Source organism: Tenacibaculum sp. MEBiC06402 (assembly GCF_049239625.1).
GTDB lineage: Bacteria > Bacteroidota > Bacteroidia > Flavobacteriales > Flavobacteriaceae > Polaribacter.
The window spans coordinates 94,155-114,645 of sequence record NZ_JBMKKT010000084.1; the positions used below are offsets into that span (position 1 = coordinate 94,155).

19 protein-coding genes are annotated in these 20,491 nt (G+C 32.6%); 10 read left to right on the plus strand and 9 right to left on the minus strand.

Annotated features, from left to right (window positions below; translation table 11 throughout):
• Nucleotides 1–117: 117 nt before the first annotated feature.
• From ACOSP6_RS03335 to ACOSP6_RS03350, 4 genes are read right to left on the minus strand one after another with little or no spacing between them, the layout of a single operon-like run.
• Complete coding sequence (locus tag ACOSP6_RS03335; RefSeq protein WP_422092968.1) at nt 118–1,929, minus strand: acyl-CoA dehydrogenase family protein; 1,812 nt, start codon at nt 1,927–1,929, stop codon at nt 118–120.
• Between the two features lie 28 nt (nt 1,930–1,957).
• Nucleotides 1,958–3,148 carry an acetyl-CoA C-acyltransferase gene (locus ACOSP6_RS03340; RefSeq protein WP_422092969.1) on the minus strand — a complete coding sequence of 397 codons (1,191 nt, stop codon included), beginning with the start codon at nt 3,146–3,148 and terminating at the stop codon, nt 1,958–1,960.
• Nucleotides 3,149–3,151: 3 nt separating this feature from the next.
• Nucleotides 3,152–5,560: a 3-hydroxyacyl-CoA dehydrogenase NAD-binding domain-containing protein gene (locus ACOSP6_RS03345; protein WP_422092970.1), complete on the minus strand. Its 2,409-nt coding sequence runs from the start codon at nt 5,558–5,560 to the stop codon at nt 3,152–3,154.
• Between the two features lie 20 nt (nt 5,561–5,580).
• Nucleotides 5,581–6,039 (minus strand): MarR family winged helix-turn-helix transcriptional regulator, encoded by a 459-nt coding sequence (locus ACOSP6_RS03350; RefSeq protein ID WP_422092971.1) that lies wholly within the window; start codon nt 6,037–6,039, stop codon nt 5,581–5,583.
• A 298-nt stretch (nt 6,040–6,337) separates the two neighbouring features.
• Between ACOSP6_RS03350 and ACOSP6_RS03355 the strand changes: the two genes are divergently transcribed.
• From ACOSP6_RS03355 to ACOSP6_RS03375, 5 genes are all read left to right on the plus strand, one after another.
• The gene (locus tag ACOSP6_RS03355) at nt 6,338–7,267 is read left to right on the plus strand and encodes an ABC transporter ATP-binding protein (RefSeq protein WP_422092972.1); all 930 of its coding nucleotides are present in this window, start codon (nt 6,338–6,340) and stop codon (nt 7,265–7,267) included.
• A 4-nt stretch (nt 7,268–7,271) separates the two neighbouring features.
• Nucleotides 7,272–8,597: an ABC transporter permease gene (locus ACOSP6_RS03360; protein ID WP_422092973.1), complete on the plus strand. Its 1,326-nt coding sequence runs from the start codon at nt 7,272–7,274 to the stop codon at nt 8,595–8,597.
• A 153-nt stretch (nt 8,598–8,750) separates the two neighbouring features.
• Nucleotides 8,751–9,449 (plus strand): mechanosensitive ion channel family protein, encoded by a 699-nt coding sequence (locus ACOSP6_RS03365; RefSeq protein WP_422092974.1) that lies wholly within the window; start codon nt 8,751–8,753, stop codon nt 9,447–9,449.
• A 633-nt stretch (nt 9,450–10,082) separates the two neighbouring features.
• Nucleotides 10,083–11,246: a sigma-54-dependent transcriptional regulator gene (locus ACOSP6_RS03370; protein WP_422092975.1), complete on the plus strand. Its 1,164-nt coding sequence runs from the start codon at nt 10,083–10,085 to the stop codon at nt 11,244–11,246.
• A 21-nt stretch (nt 11,247–11,267) separates the two neighbouring features.
• Nucleotides 11,268–11,456, plus strand: a complete 189-nt coding sequence (locus tag ACOSP6_RS03375) for a hypothetical protein (protein ID WP_422092976.1) — start codon at nt 11,268–11,270, stop codon at nt 11,454–11,456.
• 53 nt (nt 11,457–11,509) lie between these two features.
• On the opposite strand, the gene katG is transcribed toward ACOSP6_RS03375, so the two are convergent.
• Nucleotides 11,510–13,714: a catalase/peroxidase HPI gene (gene katG / locus ACOSP6_RS03380; RefSeq protein WP_422092977.1), complete on the minus strand. Its 2,205-nt coding sequence runs from the start codon at nt 13,712–13,714 to the stop codon at nt 11,510–11,512.
• Nucleotides 13,715–14,005: 291 nt separating this feature from the next.
• Between katG and ACOSP6_RS03385 the strand changes: the two genes are divergently transcribed.
• The 3 genes from ACOSP6_RS03385 (at nt 14,006) to ACOSP6_RS03395 (ending at nt 15,303) form a co-directional block, all read left to right on the plus strand.
• On the plus strand, nt 14,006–14,647 hold the full coding sequence (locus ACOSP6_RS03385; protein ID WP_422092978.1) for a peroxiredoxin: 642 nt from the start codon (nt 14,006–14,008) through the stop codon (nt 14,645–14,647).
• An 88-nt stretch (nt 14,648–14,735) separates the two neighbouring features.
• Nucleotides 14,736–15,044: a thioredoxin family protein gene (locus ACOSP6_RS03390; RefSeq protein WP_422092979.1), complete on the plus strand. Its 309-nt coding sequence runs from the start codon at nt 14,736–14,738 to the stop codon at nt 15,042–15,044.
• Nucleotide 15,045: 1 nt separating this feature from the next.
• The gene (locus ACOSP6_RS03395; protein WP_100923960.1) at nt 15,046–15,303 is read left to right on the plus strand and encodes a DUF6952 family protein; all 258 of its coding nucleotides are present in this window, start codon (nt 15,046–15,048) and stop codon (nt 15,301–15,303) included.
• Nucleotides 15,304–15,338: 35 nt separating this feature from the next.
• On the opposite strand, the gene ACOSP6_RS03400 is transcribed toward ACOSP6_RS03395, so the two are convergent.
• From ACOSP6_RS03400 to ACOSP6_RS03415, 4 genes are all read right to left on the minus strand, one after another.
• A complete protein-coding gene (locus ACOSP6_RS03400) occupies nt 15,339–15,839 on the minus strand; it encodes a cupin domain-containing protein (protein ID WP_422092980.1) in 501 nt (166 codons plus the stop codon).
• Entirely contained in the window at nt 15,829–15,993 is a 165-nt protein-coding gene (locus ACOSP6_RS03405) for a hypothetical protein (protein ID WP_422095697.1), read from the minus strand. Before ACOSP6_RS03405 ends, ACOSP6_RS03400 begins: the two co-directional genes overlap by 11 nt.
• Nucleotides 15,986–17,428, minus strand: coding sequence for a sodium:solute symporter (locus ACOSP6_RS03410; RefSeq protein ID WP_422092981.1), 1,443 nt, complete (start codon nt 17,426–17,428; stop codon nt 15,986–15,988). Before ACOSP6_RS03410 ends, ACOSP6_RS03405 begins: the two co-directional genes overlap by 8 nt.
• A 92-nt stretch (nt 17,429–17,520) precedes the next feature.
• The gene (locus ACOSP6_RS03415; RefSeq protein ID WP_422092982.1) at nt 17,521–18,153 is read right to left on the minus strand and encodes an NAD(P)H-dependent oxidoreductase; all 633 of its coding nucleotides are present in this window, start codon (nt 18,151–18,153) and stop codon (nt 17,521–17,523) included.
• Between the two features lie 214 nt (nt 18,154–18,367).
• On the opposite strand from ACOSP6_RS03415, the gene ACOSP6_RS03420 reads away from it, so the two are divergent.
• Nucleotides 18,368–19,669, plus strand: a complete 1,302-nt coding sequence (locus tag ACOSP6_RS03420; RefSeq protein WP_422092983.1) for a DUF2851 family protein — start codon at nt 18,368–18,370, stop codon at nt 19,667–19,669.
• A 54-nt stretch (nt 19,670–19,723) separates the two neighbouring features.
• Nucleotides 19,724–20,485 carry an SH3 domain-containing protein gene (locus ACOSP6_RS03425; protein ID WP_422092984.1) on the plus strand — a complete coding sequence of 254 codons (762 nt, stop codon included), beginning with the start codon at nt 19,724–19,726 and terminating at the stop codon, nt 20,483–20,485.
• Nucleotides 20,486–20,491 lie beyond the last annotated feature (6 nt).

Here is a 20,491-nt window from a genome sequence, read left to right on the forward strand (position 1 = left end):
AGATCACTGAAGTGAATCAGTGATCTCTAAACAAACAACTAAATTCTAAAACCTATAAAAGTTGAAGAAATTTTGTTAAAACCACTTTTTACTAAATTCAAAAGTGGTTTAATATTGTTAGAAGCAGTACTTGTTTTCTGCTTTTAATTTCTCTGCGATTGTGTTACGTAATTCAACTACGTTAGGGTAGTTTGTATACTTAGTAAAACGCTTTAATCCCATTAACATCATACGTTGCTCATCTCCTTCAGCGAAAGAAATAATTCCTTCTCTACCACTACGAGTAATGATTTCAACAGCATTGTATAAGTATAATTTAGCCATAGCGATTTGCTCTTTTTGAGCAGCTTCACCAAAACGCTTCACGTTCTTTTCTGTTCTTAAGATTGCTGATTCAGCCATGTAAATCTCAATTAAGATGTTAGAAGCAGCAGTTAATAATTGTTGGTGTTGCTCTAAAGCTGGACCAAATTTTTGAACTGCAGAACCAGCTACCATTAAGAATACTTTCTTTAAACGAGCGATAATGTCTTTTTCCTCAGAAAATAACTCAGAAAAATCTGGAGCATCGAAAGAAGGAATTCCCATTAACTCATTTCCTACAGCAGTTGCTGGTCCTAATAAATCAACGTGACCTTTCATTGCCTTCTTTACTAACATCCCTACAGATAACATACGGTTAATTTCGTTTGTTCCTTCATAGATACGAGCAATACGAGCATCTCTCCATGCAGATTCCATTGGAGTTTCTTCAGAGAATCCCATACCTCCAAAAATTTGGATACCTTCGTCAGCACAGTTTTGAATATCTTCTGATACTGCTACTTTTAAGATAGAGCACTCGATAGCAAATTCTTCAACACCTTTTAATTCAGCATCTTGATGAGAATTTCCTTCAGATTCACGAATTGCGATTCTATCTTCAATGTTTTTAGCAGCTCTATAAGAAGCAGATTCACCTGCATATGCATTAGTAGCCATTTCAGCTAACTTCATTTTAATAGCTCCGAATTCAGCAATAGGAGTTTTAAACTGCTTACGCTCGTTAGCATATTTTACTGCATCAGTAATAACTCTTCTTTGAGAATCTAAACAAGCAGCAGCTAATTTAATACGACCAACATTTAATGCGTTCATCGCAATTTTAAATCCACCACCACGCTCAGATAACATGTTTTCAACTGGAATTAAAGTATCGTTGAAGAATACTTGACGAGTAGAAGAAGCTCTAATACCTAATTTGTGTTCCTCTTCACCTAACGTTACTCCGTTTGGATTGTCTTTATCATATTCTAAGATAAATCCAGTAATGTTTTTATCATCTTCGATACGAGCAAAAACGATGAAAATCTCAGCAAAACCTGCATTCGATATCCACATTTTTTGTCCGTTAATTTTATAGTGTTTACCATCTTCAGTTAACTCAGCAGTAGTTTTACCCGAGTTCGCATCAGATCCTGCACCTGGCTCCGTTAAACAATAAGCTCCAAATCTTTCACCCATTGCTAAAGCTGGTACGTATTTTTGCTTTTGCTCTTCAGTTCCATATAATGTAATTGGCATAGTACCAATACCAGTGTGAGCACCAAAAGCAGTACTAAAAGATCCTGTTCCACTAGAAATGTAATCACAAGTTAACATTGTAGAAACGAATCCCATTCCTAATCCTCCGTAAGCTTCAGGAACAGCAACTCCTAAGAATCCTAATTCACCAGCTTTACGCATAGTTTCTTCTGTTAAAGCGTAATCTTTCGCTTCAAAACGAGTTTTATGAGGAATGATTTCACGCTCGTTAAACTCCTTTACAGCATCACGCATCATTGTTTGCTCTTCAGAAAAGTCTTCAGGAGTAAATACGTCTTCACATTTAGTTTCTTTAACTAAAAACTGTCCTCCTCTAATGATATCTTTATTTAATGTTTCAGCCATTTTTAATAATTTTTTGTTCGTTTAAATGTTAGTTTAAAAATTCAAAAATACCAGCAGCTCCTTGACCAGTACCTACACACATAGTTACCATTCCGTACTTGTTTTTCATTTCACGCTTACGCATTTCATCGAATAACTGTACTGATAACTTCGCTCCTGTACATCCTAATGGGTGACCTAATGCAATAGCTCCACCATTTACGTTGATGATATCAGGATTTAATCCTAACTCTCTTATTACTGCTAATGATTGAGAAGCGAAAGCTTCATTCAATTCAATTAAGTCTATATTGTTTTGTTGTAAACCTGCTTGCTTTAATGCTTTTGGAATAGCAGCAACTGGACCAATTCCCATAATTCTTGGAGGAACTCCAGCAGCAGCATAACTTACCATACGAGCAATTGGTTCTAAGTTTAATTCTTTCACCATTTCTTCGCTCATTACCATTACGAATGCAGCACCATCACTAGTTTGTGAAGAGTTACCTGCAGTAACAGATCCGTTAGCAGCAAATACTGGGCGTAACTTAGCTAATGCTTCAACACTTGTTCCTCTACGAGGACCTTCATCTTTTGTTACAGTGAACTTACGAGTAGCTTTCTTTCCATTTCCGTCTACATAAGTTTCTTCAACTTCTATAGGAACGATTTGATCTTGGAAACGGTTCTCATCCAATGCTTTTAAAGCTTTCATGTGAGAATTGTAAGCAAACTCATCTTGATCAGCACGAGAAACATTATACTCTTGAGCTACAGCTTCAGCAGTATTTCCCATTCCCCAGTAATAATCTTCATGACCAGCATTCACAATGTTGTAGTTTAATTCTGGTTTGAAACCTGTCATAGGAACAGAAGTCATACTTTCAGCACCACCGGCAATAATACATTCTGCCATTCCAGATTGAATTTTTGCTACAGCCATACCAATTGTTTCTAATCCTGAAGAACAGAAACGGTTAACAGTAACACCAGGTACATCAACAGAATCTAATCCAATTAATGAAATGATACGAGCCATATTTAATCCTTGTGATCCTTCTGGCATTGCATTTCCTACAATTACATCATCAATACGCTTTACGTCAAACTCAGGAAGTTTGCCCATCATGTATTGAATTGTCTCAGCAGCTAATTCATCTGCTCTTTTAAATCTAAAACCACCTCTTTTTGACTTTCCTACGGCAGTTCTATATCCTTTTACTATATATGCTGTTTTCATTGTTTAGTTTCTTAATGGTTTACCAGTTTTTAACATGTGCTGAATACGCTCTAATGTTTTACGCTCTGTCGTTAGACTTAAGAACGCTTCACGCTCAATGTCTAATAAATACTGTTCAGAAACTTTTGTTGGTTCTGATAAATCTCCACCAGCCATTACATAAGCTAGTTTATTTGCAATCTTTTGATCATGCTCTGAAATAAATCTACTCGCTTGCATTGAATCTGTAGCTACCATAAATGCTCCTAATGCTTGTTTACCAAGGACTAATACATCTTTACGGTTTACAGGTTGTGTATAACCAGCTTCAGCTAATAATAATGCATGTTTTTTAGCTTCGGCAATTTGACGATCTCTATTTACTACAACAACATCTTTACCTTTTTGTAATAAACCTAAATCAAATGCTTCGTAAGCAGAAGTCGAAACTTTAGCCATACCAATCGTTAAGAAATACTCTTGTAAAACATTTAATTGAACATCTCCAGCACGGAAAGTATCAGATGCTCTTAAAGCCATTTCTTTAGATCCACCACCACCAGGGATAACTCCAACACCGAACTCTACTAATCCCATATAAGTTTCAGCAGCAGCTACAACTTTATCTGCGTGTAATGACAATTCACATCCTCCACCTAAAGCCATTCCATGAGGAGCAGCAATAACAGGAATAGAAGAATAACGCATACGCATCATTGTATCTTGGAAGTATTTGATAGCCATGTTTAACTCGTCATATTCTTGCTCAACAGCCATCATGAAAATCATACCGATGTTTGCTCCAACTGAGAAGTTTGCACCTTGATTCCCTACTACTAATCCTTCGAAGTCTTTTTCAGCTAAATCAACTGCTTTGTTTAATCCAGCTAAAACATCTCCACCAATCGTATTCATTTTAGATTGGAACTCACAGTTTAAGATTCCGTCTCCTAAATCTTCAATTACAACTCCAGAGTTTTTGAATACTTCGTTAGATTTTCTAATATTATCTAAAATAATGAATGAATCTTGTCCAGGTTTTTTAACTTGAGCCTTTTCATTTACATCATAATAATAAGTAGCACCGTCTTTAACAGTATAGAAAGCAGTTTCTCCTTTAGCAACCATTTCAGTTACCCAAGCAGCAGGTTCTTTACCTTCAGCTTTCATTAATTCGATACCTTTTTCAACACCTACAGCGTCCCAAATTTCAAATGGTCCATTTTCCCATCCAAATCCAGCCTTCATGGCATCATCAATTCTGTATAATTCATCTGAAATTTCAGGAATTCTATTTTGAACATAAGCAAACATTGCTGCAAAGTTTTTACGGTAGAATTCACCCGCTTTATCTTTACCATTAACTAATACTTTAAATCTGTCAATTGGTTTATCAATCGTTTTCGTTAATTCTAAAGTAGCGAAAGAAGCTCTTTTCTTAGAACGATATTCCATCGTATCTAAATCAAGCGTTAAGATTTCTTTTTTACCTTCTGCATTTACAGACTTTTTGTAGAAACCTTGTTTAGTTTTGCTTCCTAACCATTTGTTTTCCATCATTGTGTTGATGAAATCTGGTAACTTAAATAAGTCGTGAGCCTCGTCATTAGGACAGTTTTCATAAATACCATTAGCAACATGTACTAAAGTATCTAAACCTACAACATCTACTGTACGGAAAGTAGCAGATTTTGGACGACCAATTACTGGTCCTGTTAATTTATCAACTTCTTCAACAGTTAAACCTAATTCTTTTACTTGATGGAAAAGTGATTGAATTCCGAAGATACCAATACGGTTTCCAATAAATGCTGGAGTATCCTTTGCTAAAACTGAAGTTTTACCTAAGAACTTATCTCCGTATTCCATTAAGAAATCAGTAACTTCTTGCTTACAATCTGGTCCAGGAACAACTTCAAATAATTTTAAATAACGAGGAGGGTTGAAGAAGTGAGTTACAGCAAAATGCTTTCTGAAATCTTCACTACGTCCTTCGTTCATAAACTTAATAGGAATACCTGAAGTGTTAGAAGAAATAATAGTACCAGGAGTTCTGTATTGTTCAACCTTTTCAAAAACACTTTGCTTAATGTCTAAACGTTCTACAACAACTTCCATTACCCAATCTACATCTTTAATTTTGTGTAAATCGTCGTCAATATTACCAGTCGTAATTCTATCTGCAAACTTCTTGTTGTAGATAGGAGATGGTTTAGATTTCAAAGAAGCTGTTAAAGCATCGTTTACTAAACGGTTACGAACAGCTTTGTCTTCTAAAGTTAATCCTTTTGCTTTCTCTTTGTCGTTTAATTCTCTTGGAACGATATCCAAAAGTAATACGTCAACACCGATATTCGCAAAGTGACAAGCAATACCTGATCCCATAATTCCAGATCCGATAATTGCTACTTTTTTAATTCTTCTTTTGCTCATTACTTGAATAGGTTTGATTGTTATACAGCCTCAGATGACATGTCTCCATATATCTGTTTGTCGGCTATAAGTTTGTTTATGATTTCGGTTACTTTAAAAAATGAATTGATTTCACCTTCTGTAAGGTTTTCACGTATCTTATTATTAAACTGATATACGTGTCCTTTTGAGATTTCTCTTTTTTCCTTACCAAACTCTGTTAATTTGATAATAACACTTCTTCCATCATCAGGATTTTTAACACGTACAATTAAGCCCTTATCTTCCATTGATTTTAAAATTCTTGAAAGACTTGTAGGCTCCATTCCCATTAAAGGTCCTAATGCAGTAGAAGGAGTTCCTTCTTCAATATCTATATTAAGTAATACAAATGCCATTGCCATAGTACTATCATGTTTAGAGGCTTGCTCATTATACATTTTAGCCACGGCTTGCCATGTTGCTCTTAATTGATGATCTATTGTTTTACTTTTATCCATATTTAGCGATTCCAAATATACAGAAATTTATTATGCATGCATAGTAAATTCAAAAAAAATTATGCATGCATAATAAATATTAACAATTAATTAATATGTAAAACTGAGATTATGGGATTATAACTTCAATATTTTTAAGGGATTATCAATTTTTTTAGAAAATTAGAAAAGTGTAAGGTTTTTTCTTTTTCGCTATTTACAGCTAAAGATGTAACATATTTGAATCTTATTATACTAATCTTTCGAAAGTCTGTATGTTTGCATTACAGCAAGCTAAACTAAAAATCAACTTAAGCCTATGAATAACTTATTAGAAATTAATAATGTAGTTAAACGTTACGGAGATTACACTGCATTAAATGATGTTTCTATGCATGTTCCTAAAGGGAGTGTTTTCGGATTGCTAGGTCCGAATGGAGCAGGTAAAACATCATTAATTAGAATTATCAATCAAATAACAATGCCCGATAGTGGAGAGGTTATTTTAGATGGAGAAAAATTAGCTCCGAAGCATATTGCCCATATTGGTTACTTACCTGAAGAAAGAGGATTGTATAAATCAATGAAAGTTGGAGAGCAAGCTTTGTATTTAGCTCAATTAAAAGGAATGAGTAAATCAGAGGCTAAACAAAAACTAAAATATTGGTTTGATAAATTTGATATTGGTGCTTGGTGGAACAAAAAAATTGAAGAGTTATCAAAAGGAATGGCACAAAAGGTTCAATTTGTTGTAACTGTATTACATTCACCAAAACTTTTAATCTTTGACGAACCGTTTTCAGGGTTTGATCCAATTAACGCTCAGTTAATCGCTAAAGAGATTCTGCAATTAAGAGACGAAGGTTCTACTATAATTTTTTCGACTCATCGAATGGAGAGTGTTGAAGAAATGTGCGATCACATTGCATTGATTAATAAGTCGAATAAAATTTTAGATGGTAAACTGGAAGACATCAAAAGACAGTACAGAACAAATATTTTTGAAGTTGGTTTAAAAACAGATGCGCCTGATATTGTTCAGAATGAGTTAAAAGAAAACTTTGAGGTTAGTGAAGCAGATTTTAAATCGTTAAATGAAGGTTTAAAATTAAAGGTTAAATTAATTAATGGTAAAACATCTAATGAACTATTATCATATTTAACAAATAAAGGAGAAGTAAATCATTTTGTAGAATTAGTTCCTAGTGCGAACGATATTTTTATTCAAGCAGTAAATAAAAACCAATAAAGTTATGGACAAGTTAAAATTAATTATACAACGTGAGTTTCTTGCTAAAGTAAAGAACAAGTCATTTATCATTATGACTTTCTTGAGTCCGTTATTAATGGTTGGAATGGGAGCTTTGGTTTATTTTTTAATGAAGAAGAATGACGAGAAAGTCAAAAAAATAGTTTTTGTTGATGACTCAGGTATTTTTTCTAAAGAAACATTCAAAGATTCTAAAACCGTTGTTTACGAAGATTATACAAAGTTAGGTGTTGAGGAAACTAAGAAAAAAGTTGAAGAAGGAAATTATTACGGAGCTTTAATCATTCCTAAAAAAGATAGTTTAGAAATTCTTGCAAATTCAATAGAATTTTATTCTAAGGATTCACCAGGATTATCTTTAATGGGTGAAATAGAAGGTAAGATAGAAACAAGATTGCGTAATCTAAAGCTTACAAAGTTTGGTATTGATTTAGAGAAAATCAAAGCATCTAGAATTTCATCAGATATTAAAATGTTTAATTTCTCTGGAGAAGAATCATCGAAAGCGAAAAACGTAGCGAGTATTATTGCAGGAGGAGCTGCAGGATATTTACTTTTTATGTTTGTTTTAATTTATGGGACTTCTGTAATGCGAAGTGTTATTGAAGAAAAAACAAGTAGAATTATTGAGGTAATTATTTCTTCTGTAAAACCATTTCAATTAATGCTAGGTAAGATTATCGGAAATGCTTCAGCTGGATTAGTACAATTTTTTGTTTGGGGAATTATCATTTTCATTTTAAGTATGGTATTGCCGATGGTATTTGGAATAGACATGACTGAAATGCAATCTGCAAGAGTTTCTCCAGAACAAATGGAAGCAATGAAACAAGCTGCAGGTGGAGGAAAAATAGAAAGATTAATTCAAGGAGTTTTAGCATTACCGTTGTTAAAAATGTTTGTGTTATTTATTTTGTATTTCTTCGGAGGTTATATGTTGTATAGTTCTTTATTTGCTGCGATTGGAGCTGCTGTTGATAATGAAACAGACACACAGCAATTTATGACACCAATTATGTTACCATTAATTTTAGGTGTTTACGTTGGTTTCTTCACGGTTATTAACGATCCACACGGGCCAATATCTGTAATTTTCTCATACATTCCGTTTACATCACCAATTGTAATGTTAATGCGTGTTCCTTTTGGAGTTGCTTGGTGGGAAATAGCGTTGTCTCTTTTCATTTTAATAATTACCTTTATGAGCGCTGTATGGATAGCCGCTAAAATTTACAGAGTTGGTATTTTGATGTACGGTAAAAAAGCGAATTATAAAGATTTATGGAAGTGGATTAGATATAGCTCTTAATCCTTTATTTTAAAATTAATGGAAAAATTAAAGAATTTTTTAAATTATTCCTTTAAATATAATGATCACATAAGTATAAGCGTAAAGTCTCTGCTTATACTTTTTGTGATTATCATGATGGTTTCTTTTTTACTGAAACTATTTAGAAGGTATGTGCAGAAAAAATTACAAGAGCAGGATCAAAATAAGTTTGATACTGTTTTTTCTTTTGCTAAATGGTTACTGTACATTATCATTTTCTTAATTACTTTACAAAGTTCGGGAGTCGAAATTACAGCCCTATTCGCTGCTTCAGCGGCACTGTTAATTGGTGTTGGTCTTGCGTTACAAACCTTTTTTCAAGATATTATTTCTGGAATATTTATTATCATGGATCAAAGTGTTCATGTAGGAGATATTATTGAGTTAGATGGTAAAGTTGGTCGAGTAGATGAAATTAGACTTCGAACAACAAGAGCAGTTACTATTGATAATAAAGTGTTGGTAATTCCAAATCATTTATACTTAACTAATAGTTTGTTTAATTGGACTCAAAACGGAACAACTACAAGAGAAAGTGTTGAGGTTGGTGTCGCTTATGGAAGTGATGTAGATTTAGTGAAACAACTTTTAATTCAAGCAGCATCAAATCATCCGAAAGTTATAAAGTTTCCGGAGCCATTAGTTCTTTTTACTGATTTTGGTGATAGTGCTTTGAATTTTAAATTGATATTTACTTTAGATGATAGTTTCCAGGCAGCTATTCCTAAAAGTGATATAAGGTTTTCCATAAATAGATTATTTAAAGAAAATAACATTGCTATACCTTTCCCACAAAGAGATGTTCATATTATTGGGAAAACTAAAGAGTAGAGTTTTGTTGTTTTAAAAATCTGCATGAAGAACTTAAAGATAATTCGCTTAATAACTGTTGGTTGTTTCATATTGTTTTGGATATTCAACTTTGTCGAGTTTGAGTTATCGATTATTCTTGGTATTGTAGTGTTGCTTTTACTCACTGGTATAAAAGCCTTCGAAGTCTTTAGGTTTTATTATTTAAGGAGGAAAAGAAAAAAGATGGGATATCTTGAATTATTTACTACAAAATTTAGGGATATTTTGATTTCTATTGTAGCTATAGCTTTGCTATGTTTTAGCGTTAAATTCTCTTATTTAATAGACTTTAAACCTACAAGATTTATGAATTATTTCTTTAATACTTCAGAGAATCCTTTTCCTTATTTTATAATTTCTTTAGCTTATCTTATCGGAATGTTTCTAAGCAACGATCATGTTTTTATATAACAGAAAACGGTTTGGTCACGTTTGGTAATTACTTCGAATCTTATTTTTGGAAAGATTTTAAAGAGTTTTCTATAATTGAGGAACAGTCTTTGATAAGGTTTAAAAAGAAAAACGATAAATTTCTTTTTGTAAAGTACGAAGAATCGTATTTTGAAGAAAATAAAATAGAGATTTTAAAAATATTGAAGAAAAATATACAATATGTCTAAAATATTAATCATAGAAGACGAAGCAGCAATTCGTAGAGTATTAAAGAAAATTATATCAGAAGAAAGTGATAGTTACCAAGTTGAAGAAGCGGAGGATGGTTTAGAAGGTATTGAAGCTATAAAGAATAACGATTACGATTTAGTATTATGTGATATTAAAATGCCAAAAATGGATGGGGTTGAAGTTCTTGAAAAAGCTAAAAAAATTAAGCCAGAAACTCCTATCGTTATGATTTCGGGCCATGGTGATTTAGATACAGCTGTAAATACGATGCGCCTTGGAGCTTTCGATTATATTTCAAAACCACCAGATTTAAATCGTTTGTTAAATACAGTCCGTAATGCTTTAGATAGAAAGGAGTTGGTTGTTGAGAACAAGCGCCTCAAAAAGAAAGTGAGCAAGAATTACGAAATGATTGGTGAAAGTGATGCTATTACTCATATAAAAGATATAATTGAAAAAGTAGCTGCAACAGACGCACGTGTTTTAATTACTGGTCCAAACGGAACAGGAAAAGAATTGGTTGCTCATTGGTTACATGAAAAGTCAGATAGATCGAAAGCGCCAATGATTGAAGTTAACTGTGCGGCTATTCCGGCAGAGTTAATTGAAAGCGAATTATTCGGACATGTAAAAGGAAGTTTTACTGGAGCTAACAAAGATAGAGCAGGGAAATTTGAAGCAGCAAACGGAGGAACAATTTTCTTGGACGAAATTGGAGATATGAGTTTATCTGCACAAGCTAAAGTTTTGCGTGCTTTACAAGAGAACAAAATTCAGAGAGTAGGTTCGGATAAAGATATTAAAGTAAATGTTCGTGTTGTTGCTGCAACAAATAAGGATTTAAAGAAGGAAATTGAAGAAGGACGATTTAGAGAAGATTTATATCACAGATTAGCTGTGATTTTAATTAAAGTTCCGGCTTTAAATGATAGGAGAGAAGATATTCCGTTGCTAGTAGATTTCTTTACTAATAAAATTGCCCAGGAGCAAGGAACACCTAAGAAAACATTCTCAGATAAAGCTGTAAAACTTTTACAAGAGTATGATTGGACAGGTAATATTAGAGAACTTCGTAATGTTGTTGAAAGACTTATAATCCTAGGAGAAAAAACAGTTTCAGATAACGACGTGAAGTTATTTGCGAGTAAATAAAATAAATTAATAAAAAAGAATATGATAAAGAGGTTTGAAAAATTTGAGTTAAACAGACTTAGTTCAATTACTGGAGGTATGAATTATAAAGATCATTCTGACAATGGTGGAATACCTCCTGATGAGCAGGATAAGTACTCTCTGTTTCCATATAGCAATAGAGATCATTGTGATGATAGAGGTTTACCTCCCGATGGGGCTAAAAAATAAAAGAAGAGCATTTTTGCTCTTCTTTTTTATTTACATATAATTACTAACTTGAATTAAGCCAAGTCAAACCTGTCTAAGTCCATAACTTTACTCCACGCTTTTATAAAATCAGAAACAAATTTTTCTTGTCCGTCATTTGCTCCGTAGACCTCACAAACTGCTCTTAACTCAGTGTTGGAACCAAAAATTAAATCAGCTCTAGTTCCCGTAAATTTAGTCGCTCCAGTTTTTCTATCACGTCCATCAAAGGCTGTTTCTTCCGATGAGGTAGCGCTCCATGTAATCGAGAAGTCAAGAATATTACTAAAAAAATCATTAGTTAAACTACCCACATTGTCAGTAAACACTCCATGATTCGATCCATCATAGTTTGTGCCTAAAACTCGTAAACCACCTACTAAAACTGTCATCTCAGGAATTGAAAGTGTTAATAAATTAGCCTTATCTACTAACATATCTTCAGCGGCAACACCTTTAAGTTTTGAACTCATATAGTTTCTAAAACCATCTGCTAAAGGCTCTAAATGACTGAACGATTCTATATCTGTTTGTTCTTGCGTTGCATCTCCTCTTCCTTGAGAGAAAGGAACCGTGATATCATGACCGGCATTTTTTGCTGCTTGTTCTACACCTACATTACCTGCAAGTACAATTAAGTCAGCCATAGAAATAGTTCCGTTGAACTCTTTTTGAATACCTTCTAGAACACTTAATACTTTACCTAATTCTTTTGGATTGTTTACTTCCCAACTTCTCTGTGGTTCTAACCTAATTCTAGATCCGTTAGCTCCTCCACGTTTATCTGATCCTCTAAAAGTAGATGCAGAAGCCCAAGCTGTTTTTACTAATTCTGAAACTGTCAATCCGGAAGCAGCAATCATTTTCTTTAACAATTCAATATCTGAAGCACTTAATGTATAATTAACTTTAGGTATCGGATCTTGCCAAAGTAGTTCTTCACTCGGTACTTCTGGTCCTAAGTAACGATCAATCGGTCCCATGTCACGATGAGTTAATTTGTACCAAGCTCTTGCAAAAGCATCTTCGAAAGCAGCGTGATCTTCATGAAAACGCTCTGATATTTCTCTGTAAACTGGATCCATTTTCAAAGCCATATCGGCTGTAGACATCATTAAAGCTTGTTTTTCATTAGGATTTCCGGCTTTTGGAGCCATTCTGGCATTTGAATCTGCAGTGGGTGTCCATTGATATGCTCCTGCAGGACTTTTTGTTAATTCCCAATCATAATTCAGCAATACATCAAAATAATCATGATCCCATTGAGTAGGATTAGGTGTCCAAGCACCTTCTAATCCACTTGTAATGGTATCATCTAAAAAACCAGTTCCAAAAGAGTTTTTCCATCCAGTACTCATTTCCTGAATTGTAGCACCATGAGGCTCAACACCAACATATTTGTCTGGGTCAGCAGCACCGTGAGCTTTACCGAAAGTATGTCCACCAGCAACTAAAGCAACAGTTTCTTCATCGTTCATTGCCATACGACCGAAGGTGATTTTAATATCGTGTGCAGATTTTAATGGGTCTGGTTCACCATTTGGTCCTTCAGGATTTACATATATAAGTCCCATATGCACTGCTCCTAAATGACCTTCTAATTCGCCATCACTTGTATCATAACGTTCATCATTTCCTAACCATTGATTTTCACTTCCCCAGTAAATATCTTGCTCTGGTTCCCAAACATCTTCTCTTCCTCCAGCAAAACCAAATGTTTTGAACCCCATAGATTCTAGTGCACAGTTTCCAGCTAAGACCATTAAATCTGCCCAAGAAATCTTATTACCGTATTTTTTCTTTATTGGCCATAATAACAAACGTGCTTTATCTAAGTTTCCATTGTCTGGCCAACTATTAAGAGGCGCGAAACGGTGAGTTCCTGATCCTGCACCACCACGACCATCACCAACACGATAGGTACCAGCACTATGCCAAGCCATACGAATCATAAAGCCTCCGTAATGTCCATAATCTGCAGGCCACCAATCTTGTGAATCTGTCATCAAATCAATAACATCTTGTTTTAATGCCGCAAAGTCTAAACTGTTAAACGCTTCAGCGTAGTTGAAGTCGCTGCCTAAAGGGTCGTTTTTGCTTGCGTTTTGACGTAGGATGTTTAATTTTAATTCATTCGGCCACCAGTCTCTATTAGTGGTTCCTCCTCCAGCAGGCCTTTTTTGTGCGCTGTGGAAAGGACATTTAGAGATGTCGCCTGAGTTATTGTTACTGTGATTCATTATAGTAGAATTTTAAGTTAGTTCGTGTTTCAAAGCTACAATAAAACATTGAATTGTTTTTATTTATAATTTTTATTTTAAAATAACAAAAAACTATAATTATGTTTTATTTGATTGTTTTGTAGGGTCTTATAAAGATACAATAAATGCTCTTTAGTTAGTATTGAATTTTCTTATGATGAAATAAGAATTTCTTGTAGAATTCTTCTTGAATTATACTTATTACGCGATATTTTTGCAGCTGTTTTCAAAAACAAATTTTAATATTAATTCAATAAAATAATTAAAAGAATGGCAACATTAGTTGGTAAGAAATTTCCAAATTTGAACGTAGATGCAATGAACGAAATGGGAGATACGTTTAAATTGAATGTTTTAGAAGAAGCAGTAAACAACAAGAAAAAGGTAATTTTATTTTGGTACCCAAAAGACTTTACTTTTGTATGTCCAACTGAATTACACGCTTTCCAAGCTGCTTTACCAGAGTTTGATAAAAGAAATACAATCGTAATTGGTGCTTCTTGTGATACTCCGGAAGTACACTTTGCTTGGTTAAACCAATCTAAAGATAACGGAGGTATCGAAGGTGTTACTTATCCTTTATTAGCTGATAGCAACCGTAACTTATCTTCTATCTTAGGAATTTTAGATATTACTAATGAGACTTATGATGAGGCTACTGGTACTGTACAAGTAGAAGGTGATAACGTAACTTATAGAGCTACTTATATCATTGACGAAGAAGGTACTGTAGTTCATGAAGGAGTAAATCACATGCCAATTGGACGTAATGTAAACGAATATTTACGTTTAATCGATGCTTACACACACGTACAAGAAAAAGGTGAGGTTTGTCCAGCTAACTGGGAAGAAGGTAAAGCAGCAATGCAGCCTAACGCTAAAGCTACTGCTGAGTACTTAGCTGTAAATTAATAAAATATATCAAGAATGTTGAATTACGAATTAAGTTGTCATGACTATTATAATTCGTAATTCTTCATTTTAAATTTCAATAAAAATTATGATTCAAGAATTAGCTCAAGATAATTTAGAAAATATTGTAGCCGAGAATAAGAAAGTAGTAGTTCAATATTCTGCAACTTGGTGCGGAAACTGTAGAATTATGAAACCAAAATTCAAAAAATTGGCTACTGAGAATGACGATGTTTCTTTTATCATTGCTGATGCGGAAAAATTTCCAGAAAGTAGACAATTAGCTACGGTAGATAACTTACCTACTTTTGCAACTTTTGTTGATGGGAAATTCGTAAATCAAGTACAAACGAACAAGTTTGACGTTTTAAAGGAACTAGTAAACGAAGTAATTTAAGATGAAATTACCAGTAATTAAACACTTGACTTCTTTCATCGAAGAGAACGATCAAGACTATATCATTGAAACAATTGAAACTTTAGAAGCTCTAACTGAGGTTCCATCATTAAAAGATGAAGAATTAGATGTAATTGGAGAGTTAATTTCCAATATGTATGGAGCGATTGAAGTTGATAAAATGATAAAAGAAGGAACACCAAGAAAAGAAGCGCTGAACAATTTTATGCAACGCGTTTTGGGTTCTATAGACAAATAAAAATCCTAAGTTTTAAACTTAGGATTTTTTTAATTTTATGAATGTGTTAGTCTTGTAATAATTTCCTTGTGTTGTGGAAATATTTCAATCAACTCTTTTCTTTCAGGTAATACAAAATCTTTAAAATCAAACCCTGGAGCTACCGTGCAACCTGTAAAAGCAAAGGAATTATCTTCTATAACTTCTGCTGCGAACCAATATTGAGCTGGAACTGTAAACTGTGGTACTTCATTATTGAGAATATCATTTCCAATGAGTACATAAGAATATTCACCTTCTGGAGAAATCATATGAAGTTTTAAAGTTGTTCCTAGATAGAAATGCCACATTTCATCTTGATTAATTTTATGAAATGCTGAAAAACTATCTGAAGTTAGTAAGAAGTAAATTCCCGTAGAATAGTTTCGATCACCAATAAAATCAGTACTTAAATTCTCGTTTGCAATACTTCCTGAGCTTCTATAAGTTTCTTTAAAATATCCACCTTCTGGATGTTGATTTAAATCAAACTTTTCAATTATATCTTTAATCTTCATTTTGTTCTTTAGCTTCGTTTGCTTTTTTAATAATAGCTTTTAGTCTTTCTTTAGTTCGCTGTTTTTCTAAACGAAGTTTATTTTCCTTCTGTTTCATTAAGCGAGTGTGTTTCGCCTTATTAACGGTGTTTTTGGCTTTTCCTTTTTTAGGCATGCTTTGATTCTTTTATACTTAATAGTCCAATGAATGTTAGGAAACCGTTTAAAATTAATACGAAAAATCCGAAGTCGAAACCTAAATTAGTTTTACTGTAATCACTAATAAAATAGGTAAGAATTGGAGCGATAACACATATATAAGGAACTAGTTTGTCTTTCACATTTAATTTAGTGAATAGTCCAAATGCATACAAACCTAATAAAGGTCCGTAAGTATAACCTGCGAATTGAAATATCTTAGCGATAACACTATCATTGGCAATAAAATATTTGAAAACTAAAATTGTTGCAATCAAAATAACGGAGAATAGTACATGAATTTTTTTTCGTATTTGTTCTTTTTCTTGTTCGTTTTCTTTCTTGTCAATTTCTAAAATATCAATACTAAAAGAGGTAGTTAAAGAGGTTAAAGCACTATCAGCACTTGAGTAAGCTGCGGCAATTAATCCTAATAAAAAGAATAAAGAAGTGACTAAACCTAAATCACCACTCATCGCAACTGTTGGAAATAAATTGTCTTTATGTGCATTGATTTCATTTATAGTAGCATAATCGGTAAGTAATACACCTAATGCTAAAAAGAAAAAGTTTACAATAACCAAAACAAATGTAAACCAAAACATGTTTTTTTGAGCATCTTTTAAATTTCTACAAGTAAGATTTTTTTGCATCATATCTTGATCTAAACCTGTCATTACAATAGCTATAAACGCTCCAGAGAAAAATTGTTTCCAAAAGTAATTTCCTGCTTTTATATCTTCAAAAAAGAATATTTTCGAGAGTCTATTTTCTGAAATATAATCGAATAAACTTTCAATTTGTAATTCATCCTTAATCATTACAATACAAACTCCTACAGCAATTAGCATAAATAAAGTTTGTAAAGTATCCGTCCATACAATAGTTTTTATTCCACCTTTAAAAGTATATAACCAAATCAATAAGATAGTTATCGTAACCGTCATCCAGAAAGGAATTCCATATTCATCAAAAAGAATTAACTGTAATACTTTTGCGACTAAGAACAAACGAAAAGCAGCTCCAACAGTTCTAGAAATTAAAAAGAAGGTGGCGCCTGTTTTATAAGATAATTTTCCAAATCGATCTTCTAAATATGTGTAGATTGAAGTTAGGTTAAGCTTGTAATATAGCGGAAGTAAAACTAATCCTATAACGGCATAACCAATGGTATATCCTAATACCATTTGCATGTAACCCATTTGTTGATCTTCTATCCAACCTGGAACAGAAATAAAAGTAACTCCAGATAAAGAAGCTCCAATCATTCCGAAAGCAACTAAATACCAAGGAGAAGAATTATTAGCCTTGAAAAAAGTTTGATTGTTGGCAGATTTTCCTGTTATGTAAGAAATAAAAACAAGTACGCTGAAGTACGCTACAATGAGCAATAGAATATAAAGTGGTTGCATTTACTATATTTTTCGGCTACTAATATAAAAAGAAAAAGGGCAGAAGATAGATTAACTATCAACGCCCTTATATATAAATCCCCAATTAAGTCTTAATTAATGTGTAAAACCGTTTCGTCAGTTTCTTTTCTAACTTTTTTCAAGTCTTTCATAAAATCATCTTCAGCTCTGTAACCTACTGGTAATACTAAAACAGATCTTAAATTTTTAGAAGCAAGATCTAATACTTCATCATATTTTTCTGGAACAAAGCCTTCCATCGGACAAGAATCAATCTTTTCAATTGCACATACTGTCATTAAATTTCCTAATGCAATGTATGCTTGGTTTTTATTCCATTGATATAATTCCTCTTGGGTTTTTTGTTTGAAATTTCCCATCAAAAATTCTTTAAACGGATTTAAGATTTCGTCTGGTGTATTTCTTATTTCTTTTACTAAATTGAAATAGTGCTCTACATCTTTTTCAGTATGTTTTGCAGGAACACATAACACTAAAACATGTGATGCCTGAGCAACTTGTTGTTGATTCCAACTATGTTCAACTAGTTTTTGTTGAATTTCTTTATTTTGAATAACTAACAAAGTAATAGGTTGTAAACCATAAGAAGTAGCAGTTAAATTAAAAGCTTCTTTTAATGTATTTATTTGCTCGTTAGTTAAGGTTTTATTTTCGTCAAATTTTTTAACAGCATAACGCCATTGCAAACTTTCAATCGTATTCATCCGAATTAATTTTAATGCAAAGTTACGCATATAAAAGCCTTGCTAATTGTACTAACTATTGAAAAAACTTATAAGCTTATATCTAATTTTTTAATGAATTAGTTAAATCTCTTATACTGTTGATGTAATAATGAAACACTAATTTTTTCCAAAAATGACTTTAACAAAAATTTTATAATTTTACAGTCGAAAAATTGAAAGAAAATTACACGCTATGAAAGAAAAATTTCTCCACTATTTGTGGCGATATAAACTATTGCTACATTCTAAACTCATCACATCTCATAATGAAAGAATTTCTGTAATCAATTCAGGAGTTTATAATATGAACTCAGGTCCGGATTTTTTAAATGCTAAAATTGAAATTGACGGTCAACTTTGGGTTGGTAACATTGAAATACATGTAAAAGCTTCGGATTGGTATTTACATCATCATGAAAATGATACCAATTATGATGCAGTAATTCTTCATGTTGTTTGGGAGAATGATGCCGATATCTACATGAAAAACAATCAACCAATTCCGACTTTAGAATTAAAGAATAGGGTAGATCCCGAAATACTAAATAATTATAGAGAGTTGTATGCAAATAATTTGAATTGGATCGCATGCGAGAATCAAATTGGTGAAATTGATTCTTTTCTGATTGAGAACTGGTTAGAGCGTCTTTATTTTGAAAGATTAGAAAATAAGGCTACGATTATTCTCTCTTTATTAAAAGAAACTAATAATGATTATGAAGCGGTTTTATTTCAAATGTTGGCTAAAAATTTTGGATTAAAAGTAAACGGTGAGGCGTTTTTAAAACTCTCAAAATCATTTGGTTTTAAAATTTTAAGAAAGGTAAGGCAAGATAAAGTATCATTAGCAGCTTTAATGTTTGGGCAAGCAGGCTTTTTAAATGAAGATGAAGAGAATAGTTATTTTAAAAAGCTTAGTAAGGAATTTGAATACATGAAACACAAGTATGAGTTGAAACCAATTTCTAAAAATCATTTTCAATTTTTTAGAATGCGGCCAAATAACTTTCCTACTGTTCGTATTGCACAATTAATTGCGTTGTATAGTAAACATCAAAATTTGTTTGCAGAACTCATAAGAGAAACTGAAATAGATAGAATTTATGATGTGTTTGATATTACGTTAGATTCTTTTTGGAAATCGCATTACACTTTTAGAAAAGAGAGCAAGAAGAGCTCAAAAAAATTAAGTAAATCATTTGTTGATTTACTTGTTATGAATACAATAATACCCTTAAAGTTTGTCTATCTAAAAGAAAAAGGAAACTTAAACCCAGACGAATTACTAGAAATTATGAAATCATTGAAACCAGAAAGAAATTCTATTATTTCAAAATTTGAAAAAATGAATATTACTTCTGAAAATAGTTTTAAAACTCAAGCGTTATTAGAATTGAAAAACAATTACTGTAATTTAAAACGTTGTTTAGACTGCGCTATTGGAAGTGATTTGTTGAAAAAGAACAGTAAGTATGTGAATTATATTTACAATTAGTTAAAAAAGTACTTAATAATTAAATTATATATTTGTCTTTAAAATCAATTTAAAATGAAAAAAATAATCATTGCTATCATTTCACTTTCAACAATTCTTGTAAGTTGTGGACCAAAAAGTGAAAAATCTGACAAAACTACTGAAGAACAATCGACTGAAGTTAAAAAAGAAGAAACTCCAGTGGCTGAAACTGAAGACAAAAGTGGAGATGCTATTTGTGTTTTAGATAAATTATCAGTTAGAGAAACTCCTGATGCAAAAGGTAAGTGGGTAACTTCTATGAGTTTAGGAGAGAAGGTTTACTTTACAGGAGAATCTACAATGGATTCAGTATCTAAAAAAGAATATTATAAAATTAAGTTAATCGATGGGAAAGAAGGTTGGTCTCGTGCTACTTTCTTAGCTGTTGATAGTAAAGTTGGAGTTATGTTACAAGATGCAAACGTATACAAGCGTCCTGATTTATTAACTAAAACTGATACTAAATACAGTCCAATGGATATTATTGCTGTAGTAGCAACTCAAGATGATTGGGCTCAAGTAAAAGGTAAAAGAGCAGAAGGAAAGTACATCGAAGAGGTTTGGGTTAAGTCTGCAAACATTTCTGAGAAGCAAGTTGATATTGCTGTTGCAAAATTCGCTGGACAAGCAATGGCTAAAGAAACAATGACCGATAGAATTAAAGCTTTAAAAGAGATTGTTGATAATTCTGATTTCGCTGGTGCATCATTTATGGATTTAATAAAAGATAAAATCAGAGATTACGAATCTAAGAACAAAGAAATTGATGTTCAAGATGTAAAAGTTGAAGAATAATATCAA